The sequence below is a fragment of the Knoellia sinensis KCTC 19936 genome, from assembly GCF_000768705.1.
In the GTDB taxonomy this organism is placed as follows: Bacteria; Actinomycetota; Actinomycetes; order Actinomycetales; family Dermatophilaceae; genus Knoellia; species Knoellia sinensis.
On the sequence record NZ_AVPJ01000016.1, the window covers coordinates 1 to 23,855 of the forward strand.

At 67.9% G+C, this 23,855-nt stretch carries 27 protein-coding genes and 1 pseudogene; 12 read left to right on the forward strand and 16 right to left on the reverse strand.

Annotation, left to right across the window (positions count from 1 at the left end):
- Window positions 1-1,294, forward strand: a 1,294-nt coding sequence (locus N802_RS20520) for a hypothetical protein (protein WP_169743451.1), incomplete at its 5' end; no start/stop codon positions are given.
- 26 nt (window positions 1,295-1,320) lie between these two features.
- Here the strand turns inward: N802_RS20520 and N802_RS15900 are convergent.
- Together N802_RS15900 and N802_RS15910 are read right to left on the reverse strand one after the other, a co-directional pair.
- Window positions 1,321-1,944: pseudogene (locus N802_RS15900) on the reverse strand (LysR substrate-binding domain-containing protein); the annotation flags it as partial.
- 529 nt (window positions 1,945-2,473) lie between these two features.
- Window positions 2,474-3,388 (reverse strand): LysR family transcriptional regulator, encoded by a 915-nt coding sequence (locus N802_RS15910; RefSeq protein WP_052110054.1) that lies wholly within the window; start codon window positions 3,386-3,388, stop codon window positions 2,474-2,476.
- A gap of 173 nt (window positions 3,389-3,561) precedes the next feature.
- On the opposite strand from N802_RS15910, the gene N802_RS20930 reads away from it, so the two are divergent.
- Both N802_RS20930 and N802_RS15920 read left to right on the forward strand, forming a co-directional pair.
- Window positions 3,562-4,218 carry a CatB-related O-acetyltransferase gene (locus N802_RS20930; protein WP_425402491.1) on the forward strand — a complete coding sequence of 219 codons (657 nt, stop codon included), beginning with the start codon at window positions 3,562-3,564 and terminating at the stop codon, window positions 4,216-4,218.
- Entirely contained in the window at window positions 4,218-4,454 is a 237-nt protein-coding gene (locus N802_RS15920; RefSeq protein ID WP_035918144.1) for a WhiB family transcriptional regulator, read from the forward strand. Before N802_RS20930 ends, N802_RS15920 begins: the two co-directional genes overlap by 1 nt.
- 89 nt (window positions 4,455-4,543) lie before the next feature.
- On the opposite strand, the gene N802_RS15925 is transcribed toward N802_RS15920, so the two are convergent.
- Both N802_RS15925 and N802_RS15930 read right to left on the reverse strand, forming a co-directional pair.
- Window positions 4,544-5,140 (reverse strand): peroxidase-related enzyme, encoded by a 597-nt coding sequence (locus tag N802_RS15925; protein WP_084072283.1) that lies wholly within the window; start codon window positions 5,138-5,140, stop codon window positions 4,544-4,546.
- Complete coding sequence (locus N802_RS15930; protein WP_052110055.1) at window positions 5,137-5,940, reverse strand: aminoglycoside phosphotransferase; 804 nt, start codon at window positions 5,938-5,940, stop codon at window positions 5,137-5,139. The genes N802_RS15925 and N802_RS15930 overlap by 4 nt, the downstream gene beginning before the upstream one ends.
- A gap of 204 nt (window positions 5,941-6,144) precedes the next feature.
- On the opposite strand from N802_RS15930, the gene N802_RS15935 reads away from it, so the two are divergent.
- The 4 genes from N802_RS15935 (at window position 6,145) to N802_RS15945 (ending at window position 9,454) form a co-directional block, all read left to right on the forward strand.
- The gene (locus N802_RS15935) at window positions 6,145-7,170 is read left to right on the forward strand and encodes a Vgb family protein (protein ID WP_035918146.1); all 1,026 of its coding nucleotides are present in this window, start codon (window positions 6,145-6,147) and stop codon (window positions 7,168-7,170) included.
- Window positions 7,171-7,267: 97 nt separating this feature from the next.
- On the forward strand, window positions 7,268-8,698 hold the full coding sequence (locus N802_RS15940; protein ID WP_156971460.1) for a hypothetical protein: 1,431 nt from the start codon (window positions 7,268-7,270) through the stop codon (window positions 8,696-8,698).
- 359 nt (window positions 8,699-9,057) lie between these two features.
- Window positions 9,058-9,210: a hypothetical protein gene (locus tag N802_RS20330; RefSeq protein WP_156971461.1), complete on the forward strand. Its 153-nt coding sequence runs from the start codon at window positions 9,058-9,060 to the stop codon at window positions 9,208-9,210.
- A 4-nt stretch (window positions 9,211-9,214) separates the two neighbouring features.
- Window positions 9,215-9,454, forward strand: coding sequence for a WhiB family transcriptional regulator (locus N802_RS15945; RefSeq protein ID WP_035918148.1), 240 nt, complete (start codon window positions 9,215-9,217; stop codon window positions 9,452-9,454).
- Between the two features lie 38 nt (window positions 9,455-9,492).
- Here the strand turns inward: N802_RS15945 and N802_RS15950 are convergent, their stop codons facing one another.
- Window positions 9,493-9,921 carry a hypothetical protein gene (locus N802_RS15950; protein ID WP_156971462.1) on the reverse strand — a complete coding sequence of 143 codons (429 nt, stop codon included), beginning with the start codon at window positions 9,919-9,921 and terminating at the stop codon, window positions 9,493-9,495.
- Between the two features lie 191 nt (window positions 9,922-10,112).
- On the opposite strand from N802_RS15950, the gene N802_RS15955 reads away from it, so the two are divergent.
- Window positions 10,113-10,586, forward strand: a complete 474-nt coding sequence (locus tag N802_RS15955) for a hypothetical protein (protein WP_156971463.1) — start codon at window positions 10,113-10,115, stop codon at window positions 10,584-10,586.
- A 1-nt stretch (window position 10,587) separates the two neighbouring features.
- Here N802_RS15955 and N802_RS15960 read toward each other — a convergent pair whose 3' ends face one another.
- The 5 genes from N802_RS15960 to N802_RS15980 form a co-directional block, all read right to left on the reverse strand.
- Window positions 10,588-10,983, reverse strand: coding sequence for a type II toxin-antitoxin system VapC family toxin (locus N802_RS15960; RefSeq protein WP_035918151.1), 396 nt, complete (start codon window positions 10,981-10,983; stop codon window positions 10,588-10,590).
- Window positions 10,980-11,207, reverse strand: a complete 228-nt coding sequence (locus N802_RS15965) for a FitA-like ribbon-helix-helix domain-containing protein (protein WP_035918152.1) — start codon at window positions 11,205-11,207, stop codon at window positions 10,980-10,982. The genes N802_RS15960 and N802_RS15965 overlap by 4 nt, the downstream gene beginning before the upstream one ends.
- Window positions 11,208-11,252: 45 nt before the next feature.
- Window positions 11,253-11,723, reverse strand: a complete 471-nt coding sequence (locus N802_RS15970; protein WP_035918153.1) for an SRPBCC family protein — start codon at window positions 11,721-11,723, stop codon at window positions 11,253-11,255.
- Window positions 11,724-11,908: 185 nt separating this feature from the next.
- On the reverse strand, window positions 11,909-12,958 hold the full coding sequence (locus N802_RS15975) for an LLM class flavin-dependent oxidoreductase (RefSeq protein WP_035918155.1): 1,050 nt from the start codon (window positions 12,956-12,958) through the stop codon (window positions 11,909-11,911).
- Between the two features lie 26 nt (window positions 12,959-12,984).
- Window positions 12,985-13,452 (reverse strand): SRPBCC domain-containing protein, encoded by a 468-nt coding sequence (locus N802_RS15980; RefSeq protein WP_035918157.1) that lies wholly within the window; start codon window positions 13,450-13,452, stop codon window positions 12,985-12,987.
- Window positions 13,453-13,596: 144 nt separating this feature from the next.
- On the opposite strand from N802_RS15980, the gene N802_RS15985 reads away from it, so the two are divergent.
- The gene (locus tag N802_RS15985) at window positions 13,597-14,115 is read left to right on the forward strand and encodes a pyridoxamine 5'-phosphate oxidase family protein (RefSeq protein ID WP_052110056.1); all 519 of its coding nucleotides are present in this window, start codon (window positions 13,597-13,599) and stop codon (window positions 14,113-14,115) included.
- Window positions 14,116-14,230: 115 nt separating this feature from the next.
- Here the strand turns inward: N802_RS15985 and N802_RS15990 are convergent, their stop codons facing one another.
- Window positions 14,231-14,899, reverse strand: coding sequence for an IclR family transcriptional regulator (locus N802_RS15990; protein WP_035918160.1), 669 nt, complete (start codon window positions 14,897-14,899; stop codon window positions 14,231-14,233).
- A 42-nt stretch (window positions 14,900-14,941) separates the two neighbouring features.
- Window positions 14,942-16,207 carry a homogentisate 1,2-dioxygenase gene (locus N802_RS15995; protein ID WP_035918162.1) on the reverse strand — a complete coding sequence of 422 codons (1,266 nt, stop codon included), beginning with the start codon at window positions 16,205-16,207 and terminating at the stop codon, window positions 14,942-14,944.
- A 190-nt stretch (window positions 16,208-16,397) separates the two neighbouring features.
- Between N802_RS15995 and fahA the strand changes: the two genes are divergently transcribed.
- Window positions 16,398-17,723: a fumarylacetoacetase gene (gene fahA / locus N802_RS16000; protein ID WP_035918164.1), complete on the forward strand. Its 1,326-nt coding sequence runs from the start codon at window positions 16,398-16,400 to the stop codon at window positions 17,721-17,723.
- Window positions 17,724-17,740: 17 nt separating this feature from the next.
- Here fahA and N802_RS16005 read toward each other — a convergent pair whose 3' ends face one another.
- The 4 genes from N802_RS16005 to N802_RS16020 are packed head-to-tail and all read right to left on the reverse strand — an operon-like array spanning window position 17,741 to window position 20,493.
- Complete coding sequence (locus tag N802_RS16005) at window positions 17,741-18,976, reverse strand: hypothetical protein (RefSeq protein WP_035918166.1); 1,236 nt, start codon at window positions 18,974-18,976, stop codon at window positions 17,741-17,743.
- The gene (locus tag N802_RS16010) at window positions 18,973-19,272 is read right to left on the reverse strand and encodes a hypothetical protein (protein WP_035918170.1); all 300 of its coding nucleotides are present in this window, start codon (window positions 19,270-19,272) and stop codon (window positions 18,973-18,975) included. The genes N802_RS16005 and N802_RS16010 overlap by 4 nt, the downstream gene beginning before the upstream one ends.
- On the reverse strand, window positions 19,265-19,681 hold the full coding sequence (locus N802_RS16015) for an SAV_915 family protein (protein ID WP_156971464.1): 417 nt from the start codon (window positions 19,679-19,681) through the stop codon (window positions 19,265-19,267). Before N802_RS16015 ends, N802_RS16010 begins: the two co-directional genes overlap by 8 nt.
- Before the next feature lie 50 nt (window positions 19,682-19,731).
- Window positions 19,732-20,493, reverse strand: a complete 762-nt coding sequence (locus tag N802_RS16020; protein ID WP_035918172.1) for a hypothetical protein — start codon at window positions 20,491-20,493, stop codon at window positions 19,732-19,734.
- Window positions 20,494-21,050: 557 nt separating this feature from the next.
- Here N802_RS16020 and N802_RS16025 point away from each other — a divergent pair.
- Complete coding sequence (locus N802_RS16025) at window positions 21,051-21,569, forward strand: Fur family transcriptional regulator (protein ID WP_425402490.1); 519 nt, start codon at window positions 21,051-21,053, stop codon at window positions 21,567-21,569.
- Window positions 21,566-23,773, forward strand: a complete 2,208-nt coding sequence (gene katG / locus N802_RS16030; RefSeq protein WP_035918174.1) for a catalase/peroxidase HPI — start codon at window positions 21,566-21,568, stop codon at window positions 23,771-23,773. Before N802_RS16025 ends, katG begins: the two co-directional genes overlap by 4 nt.
- Window positions 23,774-23,855 lie beyond the last annotated feature (82 nt).

The window sequence follows — 23,855 nt, forward strand, 5'->3', positions numbered from 1 at the left end:
CCCAATCCCCACCACTCCCCGGGGCTCTGTCTGTGGCTGCTGTTTGAGCTGGACAACCAGGCGGTCAAACGGACACATCTTGAAGCACCCCAAGGTCGATCAAGAGTTGACCGTCGCGATCCTCAGACGGTCCCGTCATGGCAAGAATGCTCGCCCGGACCTGAGTGGCTACGCAGAAGTCCTGACGACGGAGCGTGCCGAGTTCGCCGAGTTGGTCCTTGCACACTGTGATGACAGGGCGCTGGTGAATCTGGCCATCACGACCCATTCCGATTTCTGGTCCCCTGGACACGCCGTGATGTTGGCCGCGAGGAGTCTCGACTGGCCTCAACGCCTGGCTCGATCTGTGACCGCCACAGTGCACTCCCACATGGGAGCGTCTCTCCCGCCCGACGTCGATGCGCTCGTGGCAGAGGCAGGCAAGAGCGCCGAGGAGGGCACTCGGGCGAGTGCCGAGCTGGCTGCAGCACTTGAGACGGCGAAGCGTCTGTATCCCATCGAGGGCCAGCTGAGTGACCGCAGTCAGTCCCCCGAGGAACTGGTCAAGGCACTCGCCCAGGCGCCTCACCTGAGGGCGATCGAGGGCCAGCTTCGCGGATGGAGCGGTGACTTGCCTTGGCAGGAGCTCGCGGACGCCGTTGAGGAAGGCCGCCTCGGGAGAGCCGTTCGCAGCTGTCTGGCGACTTGGCCCGGTGCGAGCCCCGGTTTCGTGAGGCACGTTGTGGGGTCCGGGGAAGCGAGTTCTCTCTACGACCGCGTTGACCCGCGCTACTGGCTCGAGTGCTTGCTTGCTGATCCAGTTCAGGAAGGCGATCCTTATCGGTCAGCCCGGGTGGACCTCGCTCAACGTCTGATGCCGGACGAATCGGATGACTTCCGACCCCGGATGCCACACGGGGAGTGGGCGCTCGCGGCCCACCGGTTCCTGAGGAATGGGCTCCTCTGCGGGGCCGACGATCCAGCGGAACGACAAGATCTCCTGAAGGTGGCCAGTAAGTGGTTTGAGGACGGAGCGATCGAACCCAGCGTGGTGGCAGGGACGTTGCCACTTGCCCTGGCCAGCCAGTTCTGGTTTGCAATAGATCCGGATGCCGACGCCTGGGCAGTGACCGCACCGTCCGGCGACCCGATCCCTGCCGCCTTCGGGCGGTGGGTCGAAGCCAAACTTCGCGAACCTGAGCGCGAGTTCTCCGAAGGCGTCATCGCTTCCACCCTCGAGGCGCTGCACAGTTGGGAGGATTCCTTCCCGGATCTCATCGGGTCCGCCGAAGAACTCCAAGATCAGGAGAGCTGAGGCTCCAGCGCAGTAGGTGGCTGGACTCAGGGCACAGCGACAGCGCGGGGGCCGAGTTCTTCGGCGACGCGGACGAACGCGTTCACGTGCGGCGGCGGTGCGACCGTGTCGGGCAGTGCCAGTGCCCACTCCGTCACGGGCGCGTCCTCGATCGGGATGAGCACGACCCCCGGGAAGGTGTAGTACTTCAGCACGTGCTCGTTCACGGGGCTTACCGCGCGTCCCGCCGCCACCAGAGCCAGCAACTCGTGAAACGTCCGCGCCTGCGGCCCGCGGTGAATCATCCGACCATCTGGGGTGCGCTTCGGGCAGATCGCGTGAAGCCACTCCTGCGGCATCAGCGGCCCCCCATCGGGCACGGTGCGACCGGCCAGGCCCTCCAGCGACACCCGCGAGCGACCCGCCAACTCGGAGTCCGCCGGCACAGCCAGCAGCCGCCCCTCCGTCAGCACGGTCGGCCCCGACCGCAGACCCGGACTCGGCACCGGACGCCACATCACCTGGAGGTCCACTGCCCCTGACGTCGCGAGCCCCAACGGGTCACTGAAGTGGAACTCGGTGAACTCGACATCGCACTCAGGGTGCCGCTCCACGAACGCGTCGACGAGCCACGTCAGCTCCGGCGGCACCGCCGCCATCGCGCTGATCCGGACCCTCCGGCACCCTGAGCGGCGCCATAGAGGACGTACTCATGCTCCGCGTTAAGACGTTGACCATTCGCGTTATGAGCGCGTTATTGCGCGTTATGGAGACATGGGATCTGCGAGGGCTGATTGCGGGCGGGGAGACGTTCACTGTCGAGTCAAACGAGCAGCGAAGGTGCCCTGCACGACACCGATATCGTCCACGCGGTCATGTGCCTCGCCTATGGGGAGGTGGTCATCTCCTCCTGGGGGTCGAGGACGACGGGACCGTGAGCGGTGTCCATCCTCGCCACGGCACCCGCACTGATCCCGCCCGCCTGCAAGCGCTCATCGTCAACAAGATGATCGGGAGTCGACGCACTGCACGCTACGTCGCCGGGTCCGGAGCAGCCCAGGTCGAATCGCGCGATCGTCCTTGACGCCCTCGGACCCGAATGATGTCGGCGACGACGTGGCATCGCGACGCGCAACTTGCATCGCCTGGCGGAGCAAAAGACACTCCCTCAGCCGTCCCCTTCGAGGTGAGCCCGCGGATTCAGGGCACAGCGACAGCGCGGGGGCCGAGGTCTTCGGCGACGCGCACGAACGCGCTCACGTGCGGCGGCGGCGCCACCGAGTCGGGCAGCGCCAGCGCCCACTCCATCACCCGCGCATCCTCGATCGGGATGAGCACGACCCCCGGGAACGTGTAGTACTTCGTCACGTGCTCGTTCACCGGGCTTACCGCGCGTCCGGCCGCGATCAGCGCCAACAGTTCATGGAACGTGCGCGCCTGCGGACCGCGGTGAATCATCCGACCACCCGGGGTCCGCGCCGGACAGATCGCGTGGAGCCACTCCTGCGGCATCAGCGGCCCCCCATCGGGCACGGTACGACCGGCCAGGTCCTCCATCGACACCCGCGAGCGACCGGCCAACTCGGAGTCCGCCGGCACCGCCAGCAGCCGCCCCTCCGTCAGCACCGTCGGCCCCGACCGCAGACCCGGACTCGGCACCGGACGCCACATCACCTGCAGGTCCACGGCCCCTGACGCCGCGAGCCCCAACGGGTCGCTGAAGTGGAACTCGGTGAACTCGACATCGCACTCCGGGTGCCGCTCCACGAACGCGTCAACGAGCCACGTCAGCTCCGACGGCACCGCCGCCATCGCGCCGATCCGCACCGTCCCCGCGACGCGCTCCCCCTCACCGCCGCTCTGAACCGCACCTGCCGCCAACGCATTTCGCAGTTGTGTGTATGCCGGGTGCAACTCCTCCCGCATCTTCCGTCCCAGCGGCGTGAGTGAGACCGTGCGCGACGTCCGCTCGAAGAGCGCGCCTCCGAGGGCGCGTTCCTGGCGACTGATCGACTGACTCACCCGGGCCTGCGACAGGTGCAGACGAGTCGCCGTACGGCCGAAATGCAGCTCGTCGGCCAGAGTCAGGAAGATCTCGATGTCGCGCAGTTCCACGGCTCCCCCTTCGTCGCTGTGTCGTCGCTCGTGTCGTCGTGCAGTCGTCAATCACTCTGGCTAATGCCAGTCATGCGGAAGTGGCCGTTGATCAGATCCACAGGCTAGATGAGGCTCGAGGCAACCCGATTCACTGCCTGAAGGACACCACTGTGCCCGCGCCCGACCACACCGTGCCAGTTCCCACTCTGCCCGACCCCACCACCGTTCACCCACTTCCGGCCCACGACCGCGTCGTCTTCCTCGCCCCACTGATCACCTCGCCGCAGATCGAGGTCGGCGACTACACGTACTACGACGACCCCATCGGCGCCGTGCGCTTCGAGTGCCAGAACGTTCTCTACGCCTACGGTCCCGAACGCCTCGTCATCGGCCGCTATTGCGCCATCGCCAGTGGCACCCGCTTCCTCATGGCCGGCGCGGAGCACCCGACCATGGGCGTCTCGACGTACCCGTTCACGATGTTCGGCGGTCGCTGGGCCGAGCAGACCCTCGACCTCGTGACCTCCATGCCGAGCCGCGGCGACACCGTTGTCGGCAACGACGTCTGGTTCGGGCACAACGTCACCGTCATGCCGGGGGTCACGATCGGCGATGGCGCGATCATCGCGGCGGGAGCCGTCGTCGCAGGCGACGTGCCGGCATACACGGTCGTGGGTGGGAATCCGGCCCGAACGATTCGGCGACGCTACGACGACCAAGAAGTCGAGCTTCTCCTCGCAGCCGCGTGGTGGAACTGGCCCATCGAACTCGTCACCAAACACACGCGCACGATCATGGCCGGCACCCCCGCCGAGATCGCGGACATCGCCCGAATCGCGGTGCTCTGATGCAGCTCCCCTGCCAGGCGCATCCGGAGGACCTGTGGTTCGCCGAGGAACCCGACGACATCGAGCGCGCCCAGGCTCTCTGCCACTCCTGCCCCCTCCGGCGGGAGTGCCTCACGGACGCGCTCGACCGCCGCGAACCCGTGGGTGTCTGGGGTGGCGAGATCCTCCACAAGGGCGCGATCGTCCCGCGCAAACCACGCGCTGGCCGCCCCCGCAAGCACCCCGCCGCCGCCTGACGCGACGCCCGGCTTGCGTCACCGTGTGGAGCAAAGACACTCCCTGAGCGGACACCGCAGGGTTCCAGACCCAGAGGTCCGCCGCCAACTCACGCGTCGCGCGGCACCCGACCCATCACATAGAACTCCGCATTGGGCATGAGCCCGCTCCAGTGGACGAGGCGGTTGCTCATCGCGAAGAACGCCGTGATGGCGCCGACATCCTGGACGTCCTCCTCCGAGAGGCCGTGGGAGCGCAACAGGTCGAGGTCGGCATCGACGATCTCGACCGGGCGCACGGCGAGCTTCACCGCGACCGAGATGATGGCGCGCTGCCGCTCGTCGAGGTCCGCCTTGCGCCAGTCCGTGGCGAGTTGGTCACTGATGTAGGGGTTCTTGGAGCGGATGCGGGCGATGGCTCCATGCGCGACCACGCAATAGAGACAACCGTTTTCAGCACTTGTCGCGACGACGATCATCTCGCGCTCGGCCTTGGACAGGCCGGGTGTCTCCCGGTCCATGAGGGAGTCGTGGAAGTCGAAGAACGCCCGCATCTCGTCCGGGCGCTGGGCGATGCCGAGGAAGACGTTGGGGATGAACCCGGACTTCTCACTCACGGCCGCGATGCGGTCCTGGAGGTCCCGCGGCAGGTCCTCGACGTCGACCACGGGGAAGCGCTTCATGATGCTGGGGTCCAGCCTGGTCATTCGGGTCTCCTTGCCGCGGCGGCTTCGAAAGCGTGCTCATAGGTCACCACATCGGGCTCGAGGTCGCTGAGCAACCGGAAGATCCCCGCCCGCAGCATCGCCTGCCGCGCCGCCCCCACCGACCAGTCGCCCATCACCGCCACCCGCGCGCGCCCCGTGACGACGGCGTCGAGGACGCACACCGCCTCGGCCCACAGCGTGGGTCGCCAATAGGGCGCAAAGTCGATCACGAACGGCACCCCCTCACCATCGAGGAGCACGTTCCCGAAGAGGCCACCGTGGACGAGTTGGTCCGGTCCGAGGTCGGTCCCGTCCCGCTCCGCCGACAGTCGCGCGACAAGCGCCTCCACCTCCGTCGGTATGCCGTCCGCCCGCCTCTCGTCGAACGCGACCCGTTCCGCTCGTGCCCACCGGTCGTCACGATCCCGTATGCCGTCCGGCTCGCTTCCGACCTTGGCCGCCAGTCGCGCGTGGAGCAGCCGACCGGTGGCGAGCACGACGTCGAGCTCTTGGCACGGACGGGTGTCGGGTTCGAATCGTGTTGCGCCCCAACCCTGTTCGACCCAGTGCAACTCACGGGTAGGGATCGGCATGGCCAGTCGCAGCGACCGCGGGCGCTCGTGATCGAGGTCGGCCGAAAGCCGAGCGATGATCGGGTTGAGCCAGACAGCCACCCGGGGATCCCGCCCCGGTGACAACACGAGGTCGCCGGCCAGCGCTGAGTGCCCCTGGCCCCCGGCCAGGGGCGCCGAGTCCGCGGGCACGGCATACAGGTCAAGGACCTCGGGCGGTGGACGCACGATCGCAACGCTGCCACAACGAGACCTGGCCGGGGACGCGTCGGCGGCAGGCCACATCAGAAGGTCGCTGATTGTCCCGAAGGCATTGTGCCCGGCTTCTTGGCGGTGCCAGAGTGACGGGGAGTGCAACAGTCCGGACCTCTCGTGGGCCGCCGGGGTCCTAGAGCGCTCGCCTCTGTGCGGCCCGTTCAGAGGTGGAAAATCATGTCCAAGAGGCGTGTGCTGACCGCGACACTCGCGGCAGGGCTGGTGCTGTCAATGGGGAGCGCGGCGCTGGCCGCACCCGCGACGCGAGTGCTGAAGCAGTTCAAGGTGCCGACGGCGAACAGTCTGCCTCGCGCCATCACCAACGGATCCGACGGCAACCGGTGGTTCACCGAGAGCGACAACAACGTCAACTTCGCGAAGATCGCGCGCATCACTCCGTCCGGTGCGATCACCGAGTTCGATGTGACCGCGGCCGACGGGTGCAACTCGTGCGGCATCAGCGACATCGCCCATGGCCCGGGCAACATTCTCTACATCACCGCCAACGGCGGGGACCTGATCCGGTTCAACGTGTCGACTCTTGCCTTCGAGCCGCCGGTGCCGATTGCGACAGCTGAGCGCTCGGCCAGTTCGGTCGACAGCGTGGCCGTGAGCGGCAGCGACGTGTGGATCAGCGACTTCAACGCAGACGTGGTCTGGCGCTACAACCTCTCGACCCAGCAGTTCACCACGATCGACGTGATCGACCCGGCCGACATCGCCGTGGACGGGGCCGGCGACGCCTGGTTCGCGCAGTCCCAGCACAACCCGGATGGCACCAGCAACATCGGCCGCATCGACGAGGGCACGGGCGCGGTCACGGACACCTTCGTTGTCAATGCCGCGGCGGTTGACCTCACCGTCTCACCGGTCGACGGGAGGGTCTGGTTCTCCGCCCGATTCCCGAACTTCCTCACCTCAGCAGAGGCGGGAGTCGGCTACGTCGACCCGGCCGACAGCACCAGCGACTTCTTCCCGCTGCCCACCAATGGCCCCGCCAACATCGCCGCCGGCGCCGACGGCAGCATCTGGTTCACGCAAACGCTCAAGGGCAACGCCGCCAGCATCACCAACGCCGGCGTCATCAGCGAGTTCAAGGCCGTCAAGGGCAGTGGGCCAGAGGGCATCGTCGTGGCACCCAACGGCGACCCTTGGTACACGATGCTGGACGCCAACAAGATCGCTGCGCTCGTGACAAAGTAGGCCGCGGGGCCGCCAGAAGGTCACCGCTGCATCGAGGCCGGGGGACGGCTCGTCGCCCGTCGCGGCGCCTCCAACGAATCGTGGAACAGTGAGCGTCATGTCCTCGACCTCAGCGCCGGGTGGCTCCGGTGACCACGACCTCCTTCTGACCCACGCTGCTCGCTGGGCCGAGTCGAAGAAGCGGCCACTCGACCTCGCCCTGCTGGAGACGGTGCTCGACCTGGTCACGAAGTACGACGAGCGGTCGGCGCAGGCCTGGCCCCCGGGATCCGCGCGCAACCTCGTGCTGCATCGGTGGCCAGCCAATGGTCCCACCGCACTCCCCGACCGCGACGCCCTACGCGACAGCCTCGACACGTACTGGCGGTTCCTGCGCGCGACCGGCCGCATGACGTCGGGCTCGGCGGCACCGGCCGACCTCGTCAAGGAGCTGCGTCGGGCCCTGCCCGCGATGGCGGAGGCCACCGGCGACCGTTCCAACTGGTCGCAGGGGCGTGTCCTCCAGGACTTCGGGTCCTCGATCGGCATCGAGCTCGACGGAGTCGCCACGATGGAGGAGATGCAGGCCCGCCTCGACCGGATCATGGCCGCATGGAACGCGCTGCCGACCGAGGAGCGCATCCGGCTCATGCCCGATCCCTCCCCGAGGTCGGCGATGGGTGTGCGTGCCACAGAGGTGGCGAGCCAGATGCTTGGGGGCGGCGCCCCTGCGGCCGGCGAGCACGTCGGTGAACCTGACCCCGACGATATGGCGAGCGTCTATCCGCACTATCGACGCGGCATACCGAGTGTTGCAGTGCGGCAGGCCGCCGAGTCCGGCTTCGCCCGCAAGCTCTCGGCGCTCCTCGACTGGCTCGGTGACGGCAAGGCGGTGACGAGCACCGGAGTCCTCAAGCCGGCGCTCGCGCAGGAGGCATTCGCAGCACTGGACCTCGCGACGTGGGAGCGGCGCTACGAGGCGCTCGCGGATCCACACGGCGCCTGGGCAGCGGCGAAGCTGACTCCCGAGGCCAAGGATCACGATGCCCGGGCGCGCGCGTCGTCGATCCGGCGTGCCGGCGAGAATCTTGCACTCGACCGGTTGTGGTGGGTGGGGCAGGCCACCGAGGTGATCCGGGTGACGTCGACCCGAGCACTCCGGGCGGAGGCTGTGTCAGGTGATCCGCTGATCGGCGCCATCACACAGGTCGTGTCGCTGCTGGAACGCGTCGAGCACAACCCCACCGACATGCTGGCTCACATCCTGCTGCGCGCCATGGTGTCGCCCGACGGGGAGATCGATCTCGAGGACGTGCGCGAGGACGAATGGGAGACAGGTGGATTCGCCGATCGATATGGCGAGGTTCACGAGTTCATCGACGTGTGGCGGGACATCTCGGACGGCAGGATTGGACGATGTGTGGCGCTCTTCGACGACATGGCGCTCTGGACGCGACAGGGTGATGACCTCACGATCACCGACTTCGGACGCGAGGCGGCCGTGGTCGTCATGAGCTTGGCCGATCAGCTGGACGACGAACGCGACTGACCGCCGGAACGATCGAAGGCGACCCGAACCTCACCGACTAGCAGGTACGGACCTCGATCCAAGGGGTCGCTGCGATCCGGCTTGCGTCACGGTGTGGCGCAAAGACACTCCCTGGCCCGACCCCTCATGACCCCCTCCAACCCCGCAACCGCAGGCGAACCAGCCCACCTCGATCCGGGGCGGGAAGCGGGTCGCGGGCGGACGGCATACGCGCGCCTGAGGTAGTGACGAAAAGGTGCGCCTGAGGTAGCTCCCACGCACGAAATACGGCACCTGCCCGATGTGGGGGCCTACCTCAGGCGACGACTGTGGACGTGTCAGCAACCGCTGCCACCGACACAGGTCAGGAAGGACCGGTCATGAACACCACGTTCCTCACCCCCGAAGCGGTCCGGGCCGAGATGCACGCCCGCTACGGCCTCTACCCCGAGACGCAGGAGCGTCCCGGCTCCTCGCTCCACGTCATCCGCCGGGTTCGCGCCCGGGTCCAGGCCGCCCGCAACGCCCGCTGAAGCGGTGAGCAGGCTTCCTTGCCAGGTCCGTTCCGACGACCTGTGGTTCGCCGACGCGCCCGCCGACATCGAACTGGCGCAGGCGTTGTGCGGAGGCTGTCCCGTCCGACAGCAGTGCCTCACCGAGGCCCTCGACCGCGGCGAGCGCTGGGGCGTCTGGGGAGGCGAGATCCTCCACGAGGGCGCGGTCGTCGCGCGCAAACCGCGCGCCGGCCGCCCGCGCAAGCACCCCGTCGCAGCCTGAGGCGCGCGGTCGGCTCGCGCAGCGTGAGATGGACCGAGTCAGGAACCCACCATGGACCTGAACTCCGGGCACTGGAACTCGATCGCGGCGATCGCGACCTTCGCCGCCGCGTCGCTCTGGAGCTGGAACGTGTCCTTGAGCCAGGGGCCGACATCGGCCGGCTTCCCTGATTCGATCCGGGTGCACGTACCGCTGGCCAGCTCGTCCATCTTGGCGCTGTCGTCCATGCCGGCCGCCTTGGCCACGGCATAGAACGCGATCTTGGCACCCAGCGCTTCTCCCACTTCCTCGGGAGTCGTCGCCGACACCGAGGGCGTGGCACTGGCCGCAGCCGTCGAGGCTGCTGATGCGACCGACGTCGTCGGCGTGGTCGATGCCGAGCTCGCAGGGGCGGATGACGTCGGGGAGGCCGAGCAGGCGCACGCGACGGTTGCGAGGACAGCAAGGGTCAGGAGCATGTGCTTCACGGGTGGAGTGTGCTGCATCGCGATGTCGACCCTCAGCGGATTCCATGATTTCGTCAGGGTTCCCGCGACCTACCGCGTGGGCCTCACCCGATTGCGCGCCTCGGTGGGGGCACGCGGGGGCTATTGGCACGCCCCCGCCGGTGCGAGGAACGTGAGTGACGCTCAGGGAATTCGACGTACGGGAGGACCTCATGCTTCGACGACTTGCCATTGCACTCCTCGCTCCGTCCTTCGTCCTCGTGGCCGCTCCGGCGTACGCGGCTCCCCCGACCACGACGACCACCACGACCAAAGGAGCCACGGAAACCTTCGTCGATGTCCTCTGGGCGTGCGGGGACACGGAGAACGCACCCCTCTACACGATCACCACGAGGGGGAACAGCGTCGTGCACGAGACCGTCTTCCCCGACGGGCGGGTGCACACGATGTTCAAGGACCAGGGGCGCTTCTCGGCCGTGCCGTTCCGCGACGCGAACCTGCCGAGCTACAGCGGCAGGTTCACGATCCACGGCAACTTCAACGAGAAGAAGAAGACCTCCAACGGGACGTTCATGATCTCCATCCGCGCCAAGGGCTCCGACGGCTCAACCCTGCGGGTCCACCACACCGAGCACACCAACACCCGGCCCAACGGAACGATCAACGAGCGCCTCCGGTGCCGCTGACTCAGCGCCGGGAGGCCGGGACGACTTGAACCTGCGCAGTGTGGCCCCTTGTCGCCAACTTCGCGTCACACGTGACGAGCGGGGCGTCCAACCCCTCGGCCAGGGCGAGGTAGGCGGCGTCATACGCGCCGAACTGATGCCGCAATCCCCAGACGCGCTCAGCCAGGGGGGCCAACTCGTGCCGGTGAATCGTGAACTCGAAGAAGTCGTGGCGCGCCTGCTCCGCTGCCGGCTCGTCGAGCTTGCCGCCGAGGACCAGCCCGCGCAGCACTGACATGACTTCCACATCCAGGAGATGGGGTGCGGCCAAGTCACCACCGAGGGCCTCGAGCAGGCCTGCGTCAGGGCCAATGCCGACGAGAGCCTCGACCATGGCCGAGGCATCGACGACGATCAACGCCGCTCGGCCTGAACAGCGTCCAGGATCTCGTCAGTCGTCGGCCCGTTCGAACGATCCCGCGCTCGCAAGCGTTCCACCACCTGTGCGTTGCTGGGACGGGCAGCGACCTTCTCGAGCTGCGCGGCGACATAGGCCGAGAGCGACTGTCCTTCGGCGGCCGCCCGCGACTTGAGGGTCTCCGCGACCTCGGGAGAGACGTCCCTGATGTAGAGCGTCGTCATCTCGCCATGCTAGCACTCTGCAAGCAAGGTGCCTGGACGGCATACCTAATCGTCGTGATGGTGACCGAACGAGGCCTGGAGCGCTTCCACGGTGGTGGTGCGTTCGCGCACGGCCATCCAGTGGAAGAGCGGCGTCGCCGCGCGATAGACCCCGTGCGTCTCGAGTTTCACGTGATGGTGCACCAAGGTCGTGTGGTCACCCTTGGCTTCGAGCCGGTATGCCGGCCAGCCCTCTGCGTGGACCTTTCCTCGTTTGGACTTGTCCCACCAATGAAAGACGAGGCGTGTGGGGCGGTCGTACTCGGCGATCTCCCCGGGTGTGCGCCCGGCCAACGTGCGATCGACATAGGTCGTGCCCAGCGCCGACGGGTCGGGTGAGGTCTGCTCGGAGTGGCGCCGGATGCTGCCCTGGCGCGGCATCCACTCGTCGTAGCCGTTGATGTCAGCCAGCCGTGCGAACACGTCGTCGATCGGCGCGTGCACGACGCGGGCCAGTTCGAACTCGACGACGCCCATAACTCATGGTCCGCTCATCGAGCCCCGACCTCAAGACCCAGTCGGCCGCTGAGGTCAGAGGGTGCGAGGCGGCACTGTGCACTGCTGTGCTGCAGCGCAGCACTGCACAGTCAGGCTGTGCACTGCTGAGGCACAGCGCAGCAGTGCACAGCGCTGCACGACAACCCCGCAGGCAGGCGCCGACCTCAGTCCGAGTCGTCTGCGAGCAGCTCTCGCACGCGGGGTGCGACCTCCCCGCCGAACAGCCTGATCGAGGACATGCGCAGGTCGTGCGGGAGGCGCCCGTTGGAGTACTTGAACTGGAAGCGCGACGCCCCCAGCGTCCGCACCGTCGCGACGATCTTGCGCGCGACCGTCTCCGGCGAGCCGCAATAGGCCGCGCCCTGCGGGCCCATCTGGGCGCGCGCCGCCTCCTCGGACATCGGGGCCCACCCGCGCTCGCGGCCGAGCTTGCGCATCTGCTCCATGAAATACGGGAGGTACTCCTCCACCGCCTGCTCGTCCGTCGCCGCGACGTGCCCGGGCGAGTGCACCCCGATCGGCAGGTCCCCCTGCTCGAGTTCCTTGCATGCCCGCCGATAGAGGTCGGCAAGGGGCGCGAACTGAGCCGACGGCCCACCGATGATCGCGATGACGATGGGCAGGCCGTACTGCGCCGCCCGCACCACCGACGCCGGTGTCCCGCCGACCCCGACCCAGGTGCGCAGGTGTCCGGACTCGGTGGGCGGCATGATCGGCCCGGACTTCACCGGCGGACGCGTCGTGCCCGACCACTCAAAGGGCTTCTCCTGCAACACCTTTGCCAGCAGGTCGAGCTTCTCACTGAACAGCACCTCGTAGTCGTCGAGCGACAACCCGAACAGCGGGAACGACTCGATGAACGAGCCCCGGCCGACCGTGATCTCGGCCCGCCCGTTCGAGAGCGCGTCCACGGTCGAGAACCGCTGGAACACCCGGATCGGGTCGTCGGAGCTGAGGACGGTGACGGACGTGCCGAGCCGGATGCGCTCGGTCGTCGTCGCCAGTCCAGCGAGGACGGTGTCCGGCGCCGAGATCGCGTAGTCGGGGCGGTGGTGCTCCCCCACCCCGAAGAAGTCGAGGCCGAGCTCCTCCGCCAGCTGCCCCTCGGTGAGGACCTCGCGGACGACGACGGCTGCCGGAAGTGGCTCCCCGTCGGGTCCGAGCGCGATGTCGCCGAAGGTGTCGAGTCCCAGCTCCAAGGCCGTGTCCGTCATGGCATCCGAGCCTAGCGAGGCAGGGGTCATTCCTCCGCGACTGCGGCGAACCTCCCCAGAAGGTGCGGCCACTCGGTGAACTTGCCTCGGCGAGCCACGTTGTCCGGACCCCACCCGTCATGGGTGAGGGTCACGAGGGTGCCGTCATCGACCGGTTCGAAGTCGACGATGAGCTCCGTGGGATGAGCGCGGGGCAGCGACAGGTGGAACGACATCGCGAACCGCTCGCCGGTGGTCCACTCGGTCACTTCGCCGATCGGGTAGTCCTCACCGTCGTGATGGAGTACGACCGCGCCTCCCTCGACCTCCTCGACGTCCGCACCCTCGTAGGTCGACGGGTCCGACGTCAGTCGAGGATCCCACCAGTCGCCGAAGCGCTCGGTGAACACCTCGAACGCGTGCACCGGGTCGACATCGACCTGCCGGGTGCACACGATGGCCCCGTGGGCCGTCGCCTGGTCCTCGCCCCCATCCGCGACAGCTCCCGCGTTCATGACTCACCTGCTCGGTGTGGCACGCCTCCAGTGTGCTGCGATTGGTCGAATCGCGCCAGAGAGAATCTGTCGGCGGGGGCGTGCTCGACGTCGCGAGCGAGCGGCTCGTGGGCGGCTGTCGGAACCCGGGTTTAGCGTCGAAGGATGGATACGACGCCGAACGCACCGCAACCGACCGCCGACCGTCCTGTGTTCCCCGACGGCTACGGCATCCCGACGACCTCCGAGGGTCAGTTGACCTGGGCCGACGTCGAGCCCCGACTCGTGGAGTCGAAGCACTACTGGATCAGCAGCGTCCGACCCGACGGCACACCGCACTCCGTCCCCCGATGGGGAGTCTGGCTCGACGGGAAGTTCTGGTACGACGGAGCGCCGACCACACGGCATACGCGCAATGTCGAGAAGAACCCGGCGGTGACTCTGACGCTCGAGAGCGGCACAGAGGTCGTCATCATCGAGGGCGAGTCGGAGGCCACGCGCGCCGACGCCGACGGGCTGGGCGTGCGGCTCTCGGAGGCGTTCCGGAAGTATGCCGACAGCGACTACTCGCCCGGCCCGGACTCGTGGTCGGGCGAGGATGGCGGCGGGCTGCGGGTCATCACTCCCCGGCGAGCGATGGCCTGGTTCGCCTTCCCCAAGGACTGCACCCGCTTCACCTTCTGAGGGCATCGCAGGCTTGCGTCATGAGCGGGAGCAAAGACACTCCTGAAACCGACCCCTCACGCAGGGCCCGGCCACGAGCCGCCCCCCAGGAGGTTTGCCGTTGTGCAGGTGAGCGTCAGCTGAGGGCGCGGGCGAGATCGGCGGCGGCACGGCATACGAGAGGTCCGATCGCCTCGGCACTCAACTCGTGCAACGCCACCACCCCGACCGACGCCTCGACCCCGGGTTCCGACCCGCCCGACCCGCCCGATCGAGGCAGCGCAACCGCCAAGCCGAACGCGCCCGCCTGGAGCTCACCCGACGACGCAACCACTTGCGGTTCGCGGCCCGCACGACCGGCGCGCCCCGCGAGCAGCGCCCGACCACCGGCACCGACATCGAGCGGGTGACGAGCACCCTCGCGATAAGCGACGTGATAATCCGTCCACCGCGGCTCGACAACGACGAGCGCCACGGCCTCGTCACCCTCGGCGACGGTCAGGTGCGCCGTCGCTCCCGCGGCATCCGCCAGGACCCGCAACGCAGGCAGCGCCGCCTCACGGATCGACGGCACGACGGCGGCAGCCAACCGGTGCAGCCCCAACCCCAACCGCACTCGCCCGTCACGACGCGTCACGAGGTCGTGCGACTCGAGCGTCGCGACGAGCCGATAGACGACCGGGCGACCCGTCGCGAGCAGCCCGGCCAGCTCACTGATCGTCAGCCCGGCCGAGTGCTCGGGCATGGCGAGCAGCTCGACGACGCGGATACCGCGGTCGAGCGTCTGCGATGTCTCCGGGGGCATTCGCGCAGCCTAGGTTTGTGAGGGGGACGGGTCGGCAGCGGCTCAGGAGTGCGTCTCGGGCTCGCTCGCCCCGCGCTTCTCGCCGCGCGACCACGACTGGGCATAGAGCCCGTCGTCCGACGCGCGCCCGGCCTCGCCGATCTCCAGCGGACGGAACGTGTCGACCATGACGGCGAGCTCGTCGAAGTACTCGACCCCGATGGCCGCCTCATAGGCGCCCGGCTGCGGACCGTGTGCGTGACCGCCGGGGTGCAGCGAGATCGACCCCTTGCCGATGCCCGAACCCTTGCGCGCCTCGTAGTCGCCGGCGACATAGAACATGACCTCGTCGGAGTCGACGTTCGAGTGGTAGTACGGCACCGGGATCGACAACGGGTGGTAGTCGACCTTGCGCGGGACAAAGTTGCAGATGACGAAGTTGTAGCCCTCGAAGACCTGGTGCACGGGCGGCGGCTGGTGCACGCGGCCGGTGATCGGCTCGAAGTCGCGGACGTTGAACACGTAGGGATAGAGGCACCCGTCCCAACCGACGACGTCGAGCGGGTGGTGCGGCTGGGTGTGGATCGTGCCGACGACACCACCAGGACCGTTGCCGCGGTGCTTGATGTAGACCTCGGTCTCGTCGTCCGCACTCGCCCCGATGTGCTCGGCGAGCAGTGCCTCGCTGGGGGTGCGCAGGTCGCGCTCGCAGTAGGGCGCGTGCTCGAGCAGTTGCCCGTACTTGCTGAGGTAGCGCTTCGGCGGCGCGATGTGCGAGTTGGCCTCGATGGCATAGACGGCGAGGGGCTTGCCGTCGGCGGATTCGCTTGCGGCAGTGGGGATCCAGCGGTGGTTCGTCGCCCTCGGCACGATGAGGTAGTCGCCCTCAGCGAGGTCGAACGCCCCGAACACCGTCTCAACGCGGGCCTCACCGTGCTCGACGAAGAGGCACTCGTCGCCGATGCCGTTGCGATACCAGGGGCTGGTCTCGGTCGCGACGACGTAGGAGATGCGCACGTCGCCGTTGCCGAGGACGAGCCGTCGGCCGGTGACGACGTCGGTCTTGGTCGACGCCTCGTCGGCGAAGAGGTCGTGCAGCTTGAGGTGCAGCGGCGCGAGCGGGTGGTTCGGCGTCGTCGCCTGCCCCTGGATGTCCCAGATGCGAGTCGACGTGATGGTCGACGGGATGTTGCGGTGATAGAGCAAGGAACTGTCCGACGAGAAGCCCTCCTCGCCCATGAGCTCCTCGAAGTAGAGGCTTCCGTCGTCCGAACGATGTTGCGTATGCCGTTTCGCTGGGATGTGCCCGCGTGCCTGGTAGTGCGCCATCGCCTTCTCAAACTCCTTGTGTTCCGCCGTGTGCCCTCCGCCGACTTTGTGCCCCGTTGGGACGCGGCCATCGGCGCGAAGCGCCTCGCCCGGTGTCCCAACGGGGCACAGAGTCGAACGAGATCGACCATGTGAACGATAATCGGACAGATCTGTACTCCTATAAATACGATGCTGTACGGTCGGATTCGTGTCAAGAGACCTCGTCAGTGCTGACCACCCCTTCGGCCCCCAGACCCTCGCGTTCGGCGTCTTCTCGACCGATGCGAATGCGCCCCGCGTCGGCGTGCGCCTCGGTGATGACGTCATCGACGTGTCGACCCTTGCGGGAGCCGCGGGTCGCGAGGACCTCGCCGCCGCGTGGGCGACGCCGAGCCTCAACGCGTTCCTCGCGCTCGGGCACGAGGTCTGGGCCGACGCCCGCGCCTGGCTCACCGAAACGCTGGGCGCTGCGGTCGAAGGCGCCGACGACAGGCGTGCAATACCGTCCAATTGGGTGAGTTCGGTACAGCCTGACGGGGTCGCCGGCGAGGGTGCGGGTGCGGGTGCGGGTGTGGATGCACTTGCGGCACACCGTCACTCGCTCGAGGACGTCACGCTGCACCTCCCCATCGAGGTTGCGGACTACGTCGACTTCTATGCCAGCGCTCACCACGCCAGCAACGTCGGCAAGATCTTCCGCCCCGACAACGCCGCGCTGCCGCCGAACTGGAAGCACCTCCCCATCGGCTACCACGGTCGCGCCGGCACGGTCGTCGTCGACGGCACCGACATCACCCGCCCGACGGGCCAGCGCAAGGCCCCGGCCGACCCGGCCCCCACCTTCGGCCCGAGCATCCGCCTCGACATCGAGGCCGAGCTCGGCTACGTCGTCGGCGGTGCCACGACCATGGGTTCCCGGGTCAGCGTCGACGAGGCCGCCCAGCACATCTTCGGCGTCGTCATCCTCAACGACTGGAGCGCTCGTGACATCCAGGCGTGGGAGTACGTCCCGCTCGGGCCCTTCCTCGGCAAGTCCTTCGGCACCTCGATCAGCGCGTGGGTCACGCCCCTGGCCGCGTTCGACTCGGCCCGCGTCGCACTTCCGCGGGAGGAGGGCGACCCTGAGGTCCTCGACTACCTCCGCGGCGGCGAGGGTGACGGTGTCGGTGCCGCGTTCGGCCTCGACATCCATGTCGAGGTCAGCCTCAACGGCACCGTGATCTCCCGCCCCGAGAACCGCGACATGTATTGGTCGCCCGCCCAGATGCTCGCCCACATGACGGTCAACGGTGCGAGCCTGCGCAACGGCGACCTCTTCGGGTCCGGCACGATCAGCGGCGCCGAGAAGCCCACTCGCGGAAGCCTTCTCGAGCTTTCGTGGAGTGGCACCGAGCCGCTGACGCTCGACGACGGCTCGACGCGCGGCTTCCTCGAGGACGGCGACACGGTGACGATGACCGCGTGGGCTCCCGGCCCGGATGGCACCCGCGTCGGCCTCGGCCAGGTCAGCGGAACGATCACGCCAGCCACCTGAACCGAGCCGTCCGCGGGCTAGTCGAACAGGCCCTTGACCCCGCTCGCGATGGCGCCGCCGGTGTCCTTGATCGAGTTCCAGCCCTCCTCGGCTGCCTTGCCCACGTCCGGCCCGTTCTCGAAGAACGAGTCGATCGCTCCGTCGCTGAAGATGGCCATGCCACCGCCCACGATGCCGCCGACCACCGCTCCCACGGCCGTGCCCGCAACCGGCACGACGGAGCCCACGGCGGCGCCGACGGCCATGCCTGTCCCCGCGCCCACGAGGAGGCTGCCACCCTGCGACACGACGATCTGCGTCGTGGATTCACCCTCCTGGTAGTCGTTGTAGACACCGAGGCCAATCCCGACCGGGCCGAGGACCTTGCCGCCGATGCCGAGCAGCTTCGACAGCTTGCCCGTCGGTGCATGGTCAACGTTGCGGGCCTGCTTCAGCAGGTCCTCGGCCTCGTCGAGCTTGCCCTGGATCGCGAGCTTGTCGGCATTGAGCTTGGTCTCGTCGAGAGTCTTGAAGAAGATCCACTTGCGCTTCATGTAGCGATCCGGGTTCCGCTGCAGGTCATCGATCGCGTTCTTGGCCTCGGTGACGAGGTCGTCGGCCTTCTTCAACAGCGCGGACCGGTGCTTGAGTCCGGCGCTCACCGCCATTCCCGCCAGGACACCGTCACCCGTGAGATCGCCGAGGGTGAGGATCCAACTGGCGTGCTGGCCGACGGTGTACTTCTGCTGCAGGTCACGGCAGGCCTTGCCGTACTTGCGGTCGATGCGCGCAGCCTCCGTCTCGGCCCGGTAGTAGGCCTGCAGGAGGAGGACGTGGTCGTCGTAGGCCGTGACCTTGGCGTTGTGCTCGGCGACCTCCTCCTTCGTCCCGGTGAAGACCTGCGGGGGCCGAGTCGGAGCGGGCCCGGGGTGCTCGATGATGAAGCTGGTGACGGTCAGCTTGTCCGTCCTGGCCGTCGAACGACAGGTGCTCATCTCGTTCTGGCACGTGCGTAGGGCGCCGGCAAAGGTGTCGAGATCCGTCGCCATGGTGGTGGCGGCCTTCGCCAGGTCGTCAGCCTTGTCGCGTGCGGTCTTCATCTTCGCGCCGAACGCGTCCCCCGCTCCACAGTTCCACGTCGCGAGCCCGTCCTTGCGCGCCTCGTTGAACTCGTCGCCGGCGTCGCTGAGCTCGTCCTCCAGCTTGTCGCGCAGCCACGCCGCCGCCGACTCGATGTTGCCGGGCTTCCCCTTGATCTCGGTGTCTACGCTCATGGCTTCGGCTTCATGATCTTGTTGATCTCCTCCAGGGTCGCGGAGGCCTCTGCGTCGTCCCGGGCGTAGTAGCGGCGACTCTCTCGCACGAGGTCCGCCGCGGCCGTGCTCGAGGTCGAGACGTTGCCGGCGCTCGTGACGATCTGAGACAGCATCGCCGCGACGACCGCAGTCATCGGGCCGGCATCGATGCCCGCCGGCACTGATCCGGAGAGGTCCTCGAGCCCTTTGGCGCCGTCGTCCAGCCCCTTCGCGATGTCGGCCAGCACGTTGAGGTCGACGTCCACGTCAGCCATGAGACTCACCCCTGTCCTGCAGGCCGGGGTCCAGGTCGAGGAACAGCAGGTCGTAGGGCGTCTCCTCCTGAAGTCGCTGCAACGCGGAGCCGTCGCACAACACCCAGGGGTTGCCCGGCAGGTAGTAGTCGTTGAGCCGGTCCGGCGCGGAGTACACGAAGAGCGCGGTGCGCCCGTCCTCAAGGGAGTGCAGGATGACGCGGCGGTGAGTCGGGTCGGTCTCGTCGGTCGTGGGGACATAGACGACCGGAGGGAAGCTCGCGAGGTAGTCCTCCAGCGTCTGTTCCCCTTCCCCGGCGGCCGATGGTCGACCCGCCGTCTCCGCCACGCTCGGGGCCGGGGCCGATGCCGGCATGGGAGGCATCGGCGGAACGGGTGGCGCCACTGGCGGCTGCGGTCGATCGCTCATGGGTACTGCACTCCTCCTCAGATCAAGCACGAGTCAGGTTCTGCAACGAATCAGGTTCGGGACAATGGGCTGCGCGCGGACTGGGAGTCGAGCCCCAGCTCGTGCGAGAGCCAGGCCGCCACGTCCTCCAGGTCGTGCGCCGTCATGGTGAGGTCCACGACGGCGTGGTGCCGGCCCAGCAAGGCCGATCGACGACGCCACGGCCACGGACACCGTTCGAAGCTCACGCCGTCCTTCATCCCGACGACGAGTCCCCAGGTCGAGCGCGTCGACACGGCCGTGACCTCGTGGCGCGGGCACCGCACCCGGCCCTCGCCCGACTCGAGAACCAGCTCGTCGGCGGTGAGCCAGAAGCCGTGGTTGTTGCGCCGACTCGTGAGGCTGAGTGCGGCTCGGACCAGCCACCACAGTCCGACCACACCGACGATGATCCCCGGGAGGCGCAGGTCGAGACCCTGACGGATGCCGAGGAAGGCCAGCGTGAAGGCGCCCACCGCCAGTGCGAGGTCCACGGCGTTCGTGTGCCACCACTCGGGACTCCACGCGTGCACGCCCCTGGCCGGTTCCCCCTCGAAGGTGGACTCCCGCAGGGTGGGCAGGTGGCGCGTCACAGCGGCCGCGGCCGACAGCGCGAGGGTGAGGACGACGCCGACGAGCGTGTAGGCCACGAGCGTGCGCAGGAAGGTGTTCTCGCTGTCCACGGTGAACGCGGCCCAGGCGAGCAGGAGCCCGATCGCCGCGATGGCGGCATACATCGCCACGTGTCCCCACTTGTCGCGACCGTCGAAGGGACGTGTGGGGAGTTCGGACACGGAAGCGACCCTAACGAAACGCACGAGGTGCGGCGATGGGGAGCACTCCCCGCGCGTCTGTCCACAGGGCCATGGGGACAAGCTGGGGACAGACGCACAACGCGTGTGGACAACCACCACGTTTCGGTGCACAACCCCCGTCCTGCCTGTGGATGAGCGAAGTTCTCGAGAAACTTTCGCCAAACCCCTTGTGGCGCAACGCAATTCGGGCGTAGAAATGACCCACGCACTCCCCTCGGGGAGAGCGGGACAACTCGGAGACGAGGGTCCACACAGCGGATCCGTCCGCTGCGAGAGCCAGGTGACGTGGCACTCGGGGCCGGAGACGACGAGATGTCGATTGGGATGTCACCACGACCCGATCACCCGAAGGGCCCTTGGAACTCATACTTCCGAGGGCCCTTCACCTGTCCCCTGCCACGAGTTGACCCCGACTTATTGCCCGTTCGGCCAGTCGTCGCTGCCCTCCTCACTGGCCGAACGGGCAATAAGTCGAATGCAACGCGTCCACCACGCGTTTTCTTGACAGGTTCAAGAAAAGGGGAGAGGGTGGACCGGTGACCGACACCGCGCTCCGCCACCTGGAGGAGCTCGACTTCGAGCAACTTCTCCGCGGCGCCAACCTGCGTGTCACCCGCCCCCGCCTGGCCGTCCTCGACGCCCTGCACGAGAGCCCGCACGCCGACACCGGGACGGTCATCGAGAACGTGCGCGGACGGCATACACAGGTTTCTCACCAAGCGGTCTATGACTGCCTCAGCGCGCTCACCAACGCGGGGCTCGTGCGCCGCATCCAGCCCATGGGCTCCGTGGCGCGCTACGAGTTGCGTCGGGGCGACAACCACCACCACGCCGTATGCCGTCAGTGCGGCTCCATCGTCGACGTCGCCTGTGCGACCGGCAAGGCCCCTTGCCTCCATGCCACTGGAATGGAGAACTTCGCCGTCGATGAGGCCGAGGTCATCTACTGGGGCTTCTGCGCGAACTGCCAGAACGGCTCTGCGGCAACCGAATCCACCAGCCCCGAACCCACCACCAGCACCACCACAGAAGAAGATGAGAAGGGACGCCGATGACCGTCAACGACAACAGGACTGACGACGCCGAAGTCAGGGAGATGAACGAGGACCAGCCACAGGCCGGTGGCTGCCCCGTCCCCCATGGCCGGCCGCACCCCACGCAGGGTGACGCGAACCGCCAGTGGTGGCCGAACCGCCTCAACCTCAAGATCCTCGCGAAGAACCAGCCGGTGCTCAACCCGCTCGGTGAGGACTTCGACTACGCCGCGGCGTTCGAGACGCTCGACCTCGCCGCCGTGAAGCAGGACATCGCCGAGGTGCTCACGAACTCGCAGGAGTGGTGGCCCGCGGACTTCGGTCACTACGGCCCGTTCATGATCCGCATGGCGTGGCACAGCGCCGGCACCTACCGCGTGATGGACGGCCGCGGTGGCGGTGGCACCGGCCAGCAGCGTTTCGCGCCGCTCAGCTCGTGGCCCGACAACGGCAACCTGGACAAAGCCCGGCGCCTGCTGTGGCCGGTGAAGAAGAAGTACGGCCAGAACCTCTCCTGGGCCGACCTCATCATCCTCACCGGCAACGTCGCGCTCGAGACGATGGGCTTCAAGACCTTCGGCTTCGCCGGTGGCCGCGTCGACGCGTGGGAGCCGGACGACGACGTCTACTGGGGTCCTGAGGCCGAGTGGCTCGGCGACGAGCGCTACACCGGTGAGCGCGACCTCGAGAAGCCCCTCGGTGCGGTCCAGATGGGCCTGATCTATGTCAACCCTGAAGGCCCCAACGCCAACCCCGACCCGCTGCTCGCCGCCATCGACATCCGCGAGACCTTCGCGCGCATGGCGATGGACGACGAGGAGACCGTCGCCCTCATCGCTGGCGGTCACACGTTCGGCAAGACCCACGGCGCTGCGTCCCCCGACCCTGTCGTCGGCCCCGAGCCGGAGGCTGCGCCACTCGAGGCGCAGGGTCTCGGCTGGCTGAGCAGCCATGGCACGGGCAAGGGCGCTGACGCCATCACGTCCGGCATCGAGGTCACGTGGACGTCGACCCCGACCCAGTGGGGCAACGGCTTCTTCGACCACCTCTTCGGCTACGAGTGGGAGCTGTCGGCGTCCCCGGCCGGCGCCCACCAGTGGGTCGCCAAGGACGCCGAGGCCACGATCCCGGCTCCGAACGAGGGTGGCGCGAAGCGACTCCCGACGATGCTGACGACCGACCTCTCGCTGCGCATGGACCCGATCTATGGGCCTATCTCCAAGCGCTTCCACGAGAACCCCGAGGTGTTCGCCGACGCGTTCGCTCGGGCTTGGTACAAGCTGACGCACCGCGACATGGGTCCGGTCGACCGCTACCTCGGCCCCGAGGTCCCGCAGGAGGAGCTCCTCTGGCAGGACCCGATCCCCGCGAACTCGCTCGGGACGTCGGCTGACGACATCGCGGGTGCCAAGGCCGCTCTGGCGGACTCCGGTCTGTCGGTGTCGCAGCTCGTCAAGACGGCATGGGCCGCGGCTTCGTCGCACCGCACGTCGGACAAGCGCGGTGGCGCCAACGGCGGTCGCATCCGCCTGGAGCCGCAGAAGTCCTGGGAGGTCAACGAGCCGGCTGCCCTCGCCGAGGTGCTGCCCAAGCTCGAGTCAATCGCGGCCGACCACAACGTGTCCTTCGCGGACGTCGTCGTGCTTGCGGGCAACGTCGGTGTCGAGCAGGCTGCTCGCGCCGCCGGTGTCGAGGTCGAGGTTCCGTTCACCCCGGGTCGCGGCGACGCCACCCAGGAGCAGACGGACGTCGAGTCGTTCGCGTTCCTCGAGCCGAAGGCCGACGGGTTCCGCAACTACGACCGGTCCGACAACCGCCTCCCGGCGGAGTACCTCCTCCTGGACAAGGCCAACCTCCTCGGGCTGTCGGCTCCGGAGCTCACCGTCCTCGTGGGTGGCCTGCGGGCCATCGGCGCCAACACCGGCGACACGAAGCACGGTGTCCTCACGGACCGCGCGGGAGAGCTGACCAACGACTTCTTCGTCAACCTGCTCGACTTGGGGACGACGTGGACGCCGGCTGGCGACGACACCTACACGGGTCGTGGCGCTTCGGGTCAGGAGTGGACGGGAACGCGCGCCGACCTCGTCTTCGGCTCGAACTCCGAGCTGCGCGCCGTCGCTGAGGCCTACGCCGCCGACGACGCCGGTGAGAAGTTCGTCCACGACTTCGTCGCCGCGTGGGCCAAGGTCATGGACCTCGACCGCTACGACGTCAAGAAGTAGGGCGCCGACCCTCGAGGAGTTGCCACACCGGCGCACCTCGGGTCGTGGCCGCGCTGTGCACTGCTGCGCTCCAGCGAAGCAG